Annotated in this window: 5 protein-coding genes and 1 pseudogene; all 6 read right to left on the bottom strand. The window is 63.1% G+C overall.

The annotated features are described in order from the left end of the window. Positions 1 to 185 (bottom strand): annotated as a pseudogene (locus K8612_RS38530) (hypothetical protein); the annotation flags it as partial. A gap of 25 nt (positions 186 to 210) precedes the next feature. Further along, positions 211 to 3,330 (bottom strand): type I restriction endonuclease, encoded by a 3,120-nt coding sequence (locus tag K8612_RS38525; RefSeq protein ID WP_223765900.1) that lies wholly within the window; start codon positions 3,328 to 3,330, stop codon positions 211 to 213. Next, entirely contained in the window at positions 3,327 to 4,697 is a 1,371-nt protein-coding gene (locus K8612_RS38520) for a restriction endonuclease subunit S (RefSeq protein WP_223765899.1), read from the bottom strand. Before K8612_RS38520 ends, K8612_RS38525 begins: the two co-directional genes overlap by 4 nt. Next, entirely contained in the window at positions 4,694 to 6,436 is a 1,743-nt protein-coding gene (locus K8612_RS38515) for a class I SAM-dependent DNA methyltransferase (protein ID WP_223765898.1), read from the bottom strand. Before K8612_RS38515 ends, K8612_RS38520 begins: the two co-directional genes overlap by 4 nt. 159 nt (positions 6,437 to 6,595) lie before the next feature. Continuing rightward, on the bottom strand, positions 6,596 to 7,000 hold the full coding sequence (locus K8612_RS38510) for an imm11 family protein (RefSeq protein WP_223765897.1): 405 nt from the start codon (positions 6,998 to 7,000) through the stop codon (positions 6,596 to 6,598). A 186-nt stretch (positions 7,001 to 7,186) separates the two neighbouring features. Next, positions 7,187 to 7,557: AHH domain-containing protein (locus K8612_RS38505; protein ID WP_223765896.1), on the bottom strand; the 371-nt coding region annotated here is incomplete at its 5' end.

The following is a 7,557-nucleotide window of genomic DNA, read 5'->3' as shown; positions in this document are numbered from 1 at the left end:
GTCAGCCGCGCCACGGCCTCCTTCAGCGCCCCCGCATCCAGCGGGACCGGCCGGACCGCTCCCTCCGCGCGAGGCACATGGACGACAGGCGCACCGCGCCCCGTGTCGAGCCGGACGGCCTTCGTCGCACCGCTACACCCGACCAGCGCCCACAGCAGGGACAGCACCAGCCATGGAAGCCGCATCAGGAACTCGCTCCGCCGCAAGCCGTCACGTGTCGCTTGTTCCTCTGGAGCGCAGGGCCTCCCACAGCATCGAGTGGTTGAGCAGGATGTCCTTGAGGCCATCCCGGACCGTCTTGGAGTCCAACGCCTGCTTGCTCATCAGCGCGTGAGCGTCGAGCGCGGCGATGATGGCGCTCATGAGCTCCTCCTGGAGGTCCGGCGAGTTCGCGAACTGCTCCTTGGTGTTGTTCGCGGCCTGCTGGGCCAGCGTGGTGGACTCCAGCAGCTTCCCCAGCAAGACGTTGTTCACGTAGACGAGCTTGTCCTGGATCGAAAGCTCCCCCGCGAACAGCGTGTTCAGCTTCTCGATGATCTCCTGAAGCCGCGCACGCTCCCGCTCCTGCACGCTGCCCGCGCCCGCCTCCGTCGCCGGGTAGAGCGTTGGCTTCTCTCCCACGGAGAGCAGCATCGGGGCCTTGGCCTTCTCCTTCAGGGTGTAGTGCGTGAGCTTGACCTTCGACAGGTCGATGTCCTCGCGCTCGCGCCCGAACTCGAGGAGCGGCAGCAGGCGCTTGTAGAAGATGGCCCGCTTCTCGATGGCGGTGCTGCCGTAGTCGAAGATCTGTGAGAGGAAGGTGTAGAGCCGCAGGAACGCGCCCATGTCCGATTTGAAGAGGACGAGCGCATCCAGCTCGGCCTTGGCGTCCTTGCGGGCCTTCGCGTTGGCGCTTTCCTCCGCTGCCCTGAAGGCCGCCTGCGCGGCCTTGAAGGTCTTCATCAGCCGGTCGAGCACCGGCTCCACTGCCTTGACGAGGTCGCTCTGCTTCGAGCCGGGGTTCAGCTCCACTGCCACCACACGCTCGACCTCGAAGTCATCGTAGTAGCCAGCGGCGTCGAGCTTCGCGCGCAGGTTGAACACCACGTTCGGGTCGGTCGTGGCCGCCAGCTCCGCCGTCGTGTAGTACGTCTTGAAGGCTTCGAGGATGTCGGCCGCGTCGTTGACGAAATCAACGATGTACGTCGTGTCCTTGCCCGGGTGCGCCCGGTTCAGCCGTGAAAGTGTCTGGACCGCCTGGATTCCCGCCAGCCGCTTGTCCACGTACATGCCGCAGAGCAGCGGCTGGTCGAAGCCGGTCTGGAACTTGTTGGCCACGAGCAGCACCTGGTACTCGCCGCCCTTGAACGCCTCCCGGATGTCGCGTCCCTTCAGGTGGGGATTCAGCGTCCGGCTGTTCTCCGTGAACGGCTCCGGGCCGGACTCCGGGTCCACGACCTCCCCGGAGAACGCCACCAGCGTTCCCATCTTGTAGCCATGCTCCTGGATGTACTTCTCGATGGCGAGCTGCCAGCGCACGGCTTCGAGCCGGCTGGCGACGACGACCATCGCCTTGGCCTTGCCGTCGAGCAGCGGAGCCACGTGCGCGCGGTAGTGCTCCACCACGACCCGCACCTTCTCCGCGATGTTGTAGGGGTGGAGCCTCACCCAGCCCATGATCCGCTTCAGCGCGGCGCCCTTCTCCACCTCCTTCTCGTCCACCGCCTTGCCTTCGTGGGCGAGCTTGAAGGCCAGGCTGTAGGGCGTGTAGTTCTTCAGCACGTCGAGGATGAACTTCTCCTCGATGGCTTGCCGCATGGAGTAGACGTGGAAGGGCACCGGGACGTTGTCGGGCGCGGGCTTGCGCGACGGGTCCGGCCGGGTGCCGAAGATCTCCAGGGTCTTGCTCTTCGGCGTGGCCGTGAACGCGACGAACGTGATGCTTGAGTCATTGGCGCGTGAGGACATCTGCGCCGTGAGGAGGTCCTCGCTGCTCACCTCGCCGCCGTCGTTGAGCTCCGCCAGCTCCGCGGGGGAGAGGACGGCCTTGAGCTTGGAGGCCGTCTCTCCGGTCTGGGAGCTGTGGGCCTCGTCGGCGATGACCGCGAAGCGCTTGCCCTGCGTCGCGGCCAGCCGCCGCACTTCTTCAATGGCGAAGGGGAACGTCTGGACGGTGCAGACGACGATCTTCTTCTTGCCGGAGAGCGCCTCGGCGAGCTTGCCGCTCTTGCTCCCGTCCTTGTGGGTGATGGTCGCCACCACGCCGGTCGTGCGCTCGAAGTCGAAGATGGCCTCCTGGAGCTGGGAGTCGATGACGTTGCGGTCGGAGACGACCAGCACCGTGTCGAAGACCTTCTGGTGCTGGGCGTCGTGCAGCTCGGCCAGGAAGTGCGCCGTCCAGGCGATGGAGTTTGTCTTCCCCGAACCGGCCGAGTGCTGGACGAGGTACTTCGTGCCGGGCCCATCCGCGAGCACGGCGGCCTGGAGCTTCCGGGTGACGTCCAACTGGTGGTAGCGCGGGAAGAGGATCCGGCCGAGCTGCTTCTTGGCATCCCGCTGGCCAATGAGGTAGCGCCCCAGGATTTCGAGCCAGCTCTCGCGCGCCCAGACCTGCTCCCACAGGTATGCGGTGCGGTGGCCGCCGGAAGGGTTCACGGGGTTGCCCGCGCCGCCGTCGTCGCCCTGGTTGAAGGGCAGGAAGCTGGTCGCCGGGCCATCGAGCCGCGTCACCATGTGGACTTCGCTGTTGCTCACGGCGAAGTGCACCAGCGCGCCGCTCGGGAAGGAGAGCAGCGGTTCGGCGGCCTGGCCCTTGGGGTGCGGCAGGCGGTCGAAGCGGTACTGGTCGATGGCGTCCGTGACGCTCTGGGTGAAGTCGGTCTTCAGCTCGGCCGTCGCTACAGGTAGTCCGTTGAGGAAGAGCACCAGGTCGATGCTGTTCTCGTTGTGGACGGAGTAGCGCACCTGCCGCACCACGCGCAGCCGGTTGGCTTCATAGCGCGCGAGGATGTCGGGGTTGATGGCGAGCGCGGGCTTGAACTCGGCCAGCTTGAGCGGCTGCTTGAGGCCCAGCAACTCGATGCCGTGGCGCAGGACATCGAGCGTGCCACGTTGATTGAGCTGGTCGCGCAGGCGGTTGAGCAGCGTCTCCCTGGCATTGCCGCCGTGGTTCTTCGTCAGCGTCTCCCAGGCCTTGGGTTGAGTGGTCTGCACCCAGGCGAGGATGTCGGCGGGGAAGAGCGCGCGTTGACGGTCGTAGTCGGCTGCGTCTCCGTCCGTGTGGTGCCAACCGTGAGCCGCGAGGTGGGCGCAGATCTCGGACTCGAAGCTGATTTCCTTGTGGAGGCTCACGCCGCGGCCTTTCCGGCGATGGCACGAACATCGATCTGGCCGGTGACAGCGGCGGATATCAGTGCGGTGCGGCGTTCCTGGAGGAGTTCGATGGCGCGCTGGGCTTCGCCCATGAGTGCATCAACCTTCAGCACTACGGCGTTAGTGAAGGAGGAAATTTGCTTCTGCTCAGCGAGCGAAGGAAGCGCCAGCCTTCGAGTTGCCATCGTAGATAGAGGTATGCGAGAGCGGGTTGACCCTGACGAAAGCCTCCCAGCGTCTGCAGCGGCCCCTGCGCTAAGAGCTGCAGCAACGAATTCCGGTGACGCTTGCGCTTCGTCTAGGCGGAAGCGAAAGCAGTCGGCCTTTACCATTGCGGGTTCAATGCCTGTTGGTGCAACGCATGCACGGCCGACTACATTGTTCTCATCCCCTAACCCAGCAATCAAAATGTCGCCAGCCCTGACATCATGCCCTCCCAGCTCACGCTCGTAATAGTCTGAGCTGATAAATGCCGCATCAGCGCTGCGGAAATTTCGATACCCGATATTCTGAAGCCGAACAACACGAACGCCAAAATCCGTGTAGTGATCGGATTTCAGCCCTGACCCGAATGGTCCGTCACATCGTGAACTCGTCACCTTCCCCAAGGGCACAATTCGCCAATGCGCCGGCACCTCCCCCAGCCACTCGACGCCCGAGGGCTTCATGGGCGCGTCGGGGTTCAGTCCCTTGGTGACGGCGTGGGAGATGACGGCTTCGCGCTCTTCCTTCAGCAGTTCGATCAATCGTTGCTGCTCGGCAACCAGTTCATCGAGCTTAATGACTTCACGGTTGAGAAAGGCGACAATGGCGCTTTGCTCGGCAGGTGGGGGAAGTGCGATGGTAGTATTTGAGAGATAGTCGTGCTCGATGCTCTCGACTGTGGCTCCCTGCTTTGCCCATATGCTCAATAGAATGTCATTGAGTCCCTGTACCCAACGAAGAAAATAATCTGGGTTGCAGTGGTGAGTGGGGAAGTGGATTGATTTTATGTCCTGATTAAGTGCCACGGGGGTGTCATTGATGGCTACCGGAATCGTATGTTTCAAGATTCCAGAGCGAACCACCATCAGGATGCGCTGAGTTGGAATGAGCGTGGCCGTACTATTGGCCAATCCGTCCAGGGTGATTGTCTCCTCAGCCCCGATGATGCGCTCAGACTTCATGTCTTTAGGGGAGACCCATGGAATCTCGCCGTTCCAGTAATCGGGGCGATCCCGGCTCGGAGTTCCCCCGCCTGCGAATGAGGCGATGTACTTGATTTTTCGAAGCCCCCAGTGCGAAGGCACCTTGCCCAGCCACTCGACACCGCTGTCCTTGTACTCCGGGTAGCGAGGAAAGCTCATTTCGACAGCCCTCCGATCATCGTGAGGATGCGGTCGGTAACACCCTTCAACTCAGCATCGATCTCCGCGAGCGGACGCGGCGGCTTGAAGACGTAGAAGTGCCGGTTGAACGGAATCTCGTAGCCCACCTTCGTCTTCTCGTGGTCAATCCAGGCATCCGGCGCATGGGGCAGCACCTCGCGCTGGAAGTACGCCTCCACGTCCTCGGAGAGCGGGACGTTCTCCGTGTCGCGCAGGTTCGCGTCCGCCACGGGCTTGCCCTTGCCCTTCCCCTTCGTGCCCAGCACCGGACGGCCCTTGTCGTCACGCTCGGGACGCTCGACCGTGATGGCGCGGTAGCCGAAGTCCTCGTTCTTGAAGATGCGGCTGATGGGCACCCCCGCCCGCGTCAGCTTCTTGAACGCGCCGAAAATGTTCGTGATGTCCTCGATGTGCTCGGGACTCAGCTCCTTGCGCTTGCTGCCGAGGCTCTTTCGCATCTTCTGGAAGAAACCGCTCGCGTCGATGAGCTGCACCTTGCCCTTGCGCTGGGCAGGCTTCCGGTTGCTCACGATCCACACATAGGTGCTGATGCCCGTGTTGTAGAACATGTCCGTGGGCAGGCCGATGATGGCCTCCACCAGGTCGTTCTCCAGCATGTAGCGGCGGATCTCGCTCTCACCCGACCCCGCCCCACCCGTGAAGAGCGGCGAGCCGTTGAGGACGATGCCGAAGCGGCTCCCCCCGTCCTTCTCCGGCCGCATCTTCGACACCAGGTGCAGGAGGAACAGCAGCGAGCCATCGCTCACGCGCGGCAGGCCCGGGCCGAAGCGGCCGTTGAAGCCCTGCTGTTCCGCTTCCTTGCGGACCTCCTTCTCGATCTTCTTCCACTCCACGCCGAACGGCGGATTCGACAGCATGTAGTCGAAGTGCTTGCCGGGATGCCCATCCGCGGAGAGCGTGTTGCCGAAGACGATGTTGGCGACGTCCTGCCCCTTGATGAGCATGTCCGCCTTGCAGATGGCGTAGGACTCGGGGTTCAGCTCCTGTCCATACATGACGAGGCGGGCCTTGGGATTCATCCCGGCCAGGTGCTCGCCTGCCACGCTCAGCATGCCGCCGGTGCCCGCCGTAGGGTCGTACAGGTGGCGCACGATGCCCGGCTTCACGAGCGCGTCGTCGTCCTCGATGAAGAGGAGGTTGACCATCAGCCGGATGACCTCGCGGGGCGTGAAGTGCTCTCCGGCTGTCTCGTTCGACAGTTCAGCGAACTTGCGGATCAGCTCCTCGAACACCGAGCCCATCTTCGCGTTGTCCACGACGTCCGGGTGCAGGTCGATGTTCGCGAACTTCTCCGTCACCAGGTACAGCAGCCCGGCCTTCGCCAGCCTGTCGATCTGCACGTGGAACTCGAAGCGCTCGAAGATGTCCCGCACGGAGGGGGAGAAGTCCTGCACATAGGCGCGCAGGTTCTCGCCGATGTTGTGCTGGTCGCCCATGAGCTTCTTCAGGTCGAGCGGCGACGTGTTGAAGAAGTGCTGGCCGGACTTCTTGAGCAGGAAGGGTTCGGGGTTGAGCTTCTGCTTCTCGCGGGCCACCTTCTCCGCGAGGACGGCGGCCTTCGTGGGTTCGAGCACGCAGTCGAGGCGCCGCAGCACCGTGAACGGGAGGATGACCTTCCCGTATTCGGACTGCTTGTAGTCGCCGCGCAGCAGGTCCGCGACCGACCAGATGAAGGAGGAGAGGTTCGGCTCACTCATGAAGGCATTCTCTCTGGGCACCCGGAGCGAAGGGGGAGCGGGTCGAGGCATGCGGAGGCCGCTCCGGGGCAATGCCGGTCATGGTAGCAGCGGCCGATCAGGGACGGCCATTGCCAAGAGAGGAACTTCAGGCCTGCTGGCCCATGGAGCGCCTCTCACTCAGGGTGCGCTTTGCGGCCCCGTCACGCGGTTGAAGAACACTCCCGTATTGCCGACTCTCTCAATCCCCTCCTTGACCTCTTCGGAGACAATCAAGGCCAGCTCCCACCCCATGGGGCGGAAGACACGCGCATCCTCAATTTTCGAAGTGTCGATACGCAGGCCAGAGATTGAGCGGTATTCGCCTACCCGCTCGGGTACAGCCCCGTCCAGTGGATAGACCTGGACCTCGCGACATTTGGCTTCGTCAATGCACTTGAAGCGCCGGGTCGCGTTGACGACGTAGTACCGCTCTGGCGCCCCTTCAATCTCTATCGGGAACAACTGCACGTCGGCAGGCGCAAGTTCCCGGAAGACGTTCGCGACCTGCTCGTTCGCGATGGGCAAGCGGTCTGCATTGGCCACCGAAAAAGTACGCTTCACATCAACGTGAAAGGGGACTGTCTTGAGCGGTCCCGGGGGTCAGTCACCGGTCTTCCCTCCACGAACATCCACGGATCCTCCAGTGCTCCTCCTTCCGTGGGGACGGGTGTGTCAAGGCACCATTGAGCGACATCCCCAATCTCCACTGCGTAGAACTCTCGCGCCATCTCAGCCTCCACCCACCACGACCAGTCGCCTCAACTCCGTGCCAGTCGTAAGAAGATCCTCTGCAATCCTCGCCAGTTCCTCAATCAGGCGGACCCGGCACGTCTCCTCTGACTTGCATCGCCCCAACGCTTTCTCCAATCGGTCGAGAACAGCCTGATGGTATTCGCGTGGGTGCGGCCCCTGATGGGCTTTCAGACGTACTTGGTTCGCGACGTCCTCCAGCTTCATCCCGGCCCGGGCAAAGAGCCTTGTACATTGCGGCGTCCAAGGCCCTCCGGATACAGCGGAGACGTTGTTCTTGTTCGTGCAGATGTGATGAACCGGCCCGTCGGCGTCACCTGGAATCTGGCCGTTGGAGTACATCGCGAGAG

Source organism: Corallococcus sp. AS-1-6, from assembly GCF_020037015.1.
Lineage (GTDB): Bacteria > Myxococcota > Myxococcia > Myxococcales > Myxococcaceae > Corallococcus.
Note: the sequence above shows the minus strand (reverse complement) of the source record. Positions and strands in the feature narration are given on the sequence as shown.

Coding starts and splice junctions, on each gene's coding strand:
- K8612_RS38520 (WP_223765899.1), bottom strand. CDS start 4,697: ATGAGCTTTCCTCGCTACCCGGAGTACAAGGACAGCGGTGTCGAGTGG.
- K8612_RS38515 (WP_223765898.1), bottom strand. CDS start 6,436: ATGAGTGAGCCGAACCTCTCCTCCTTCATCTGGTCGGTCGCGGACCTG.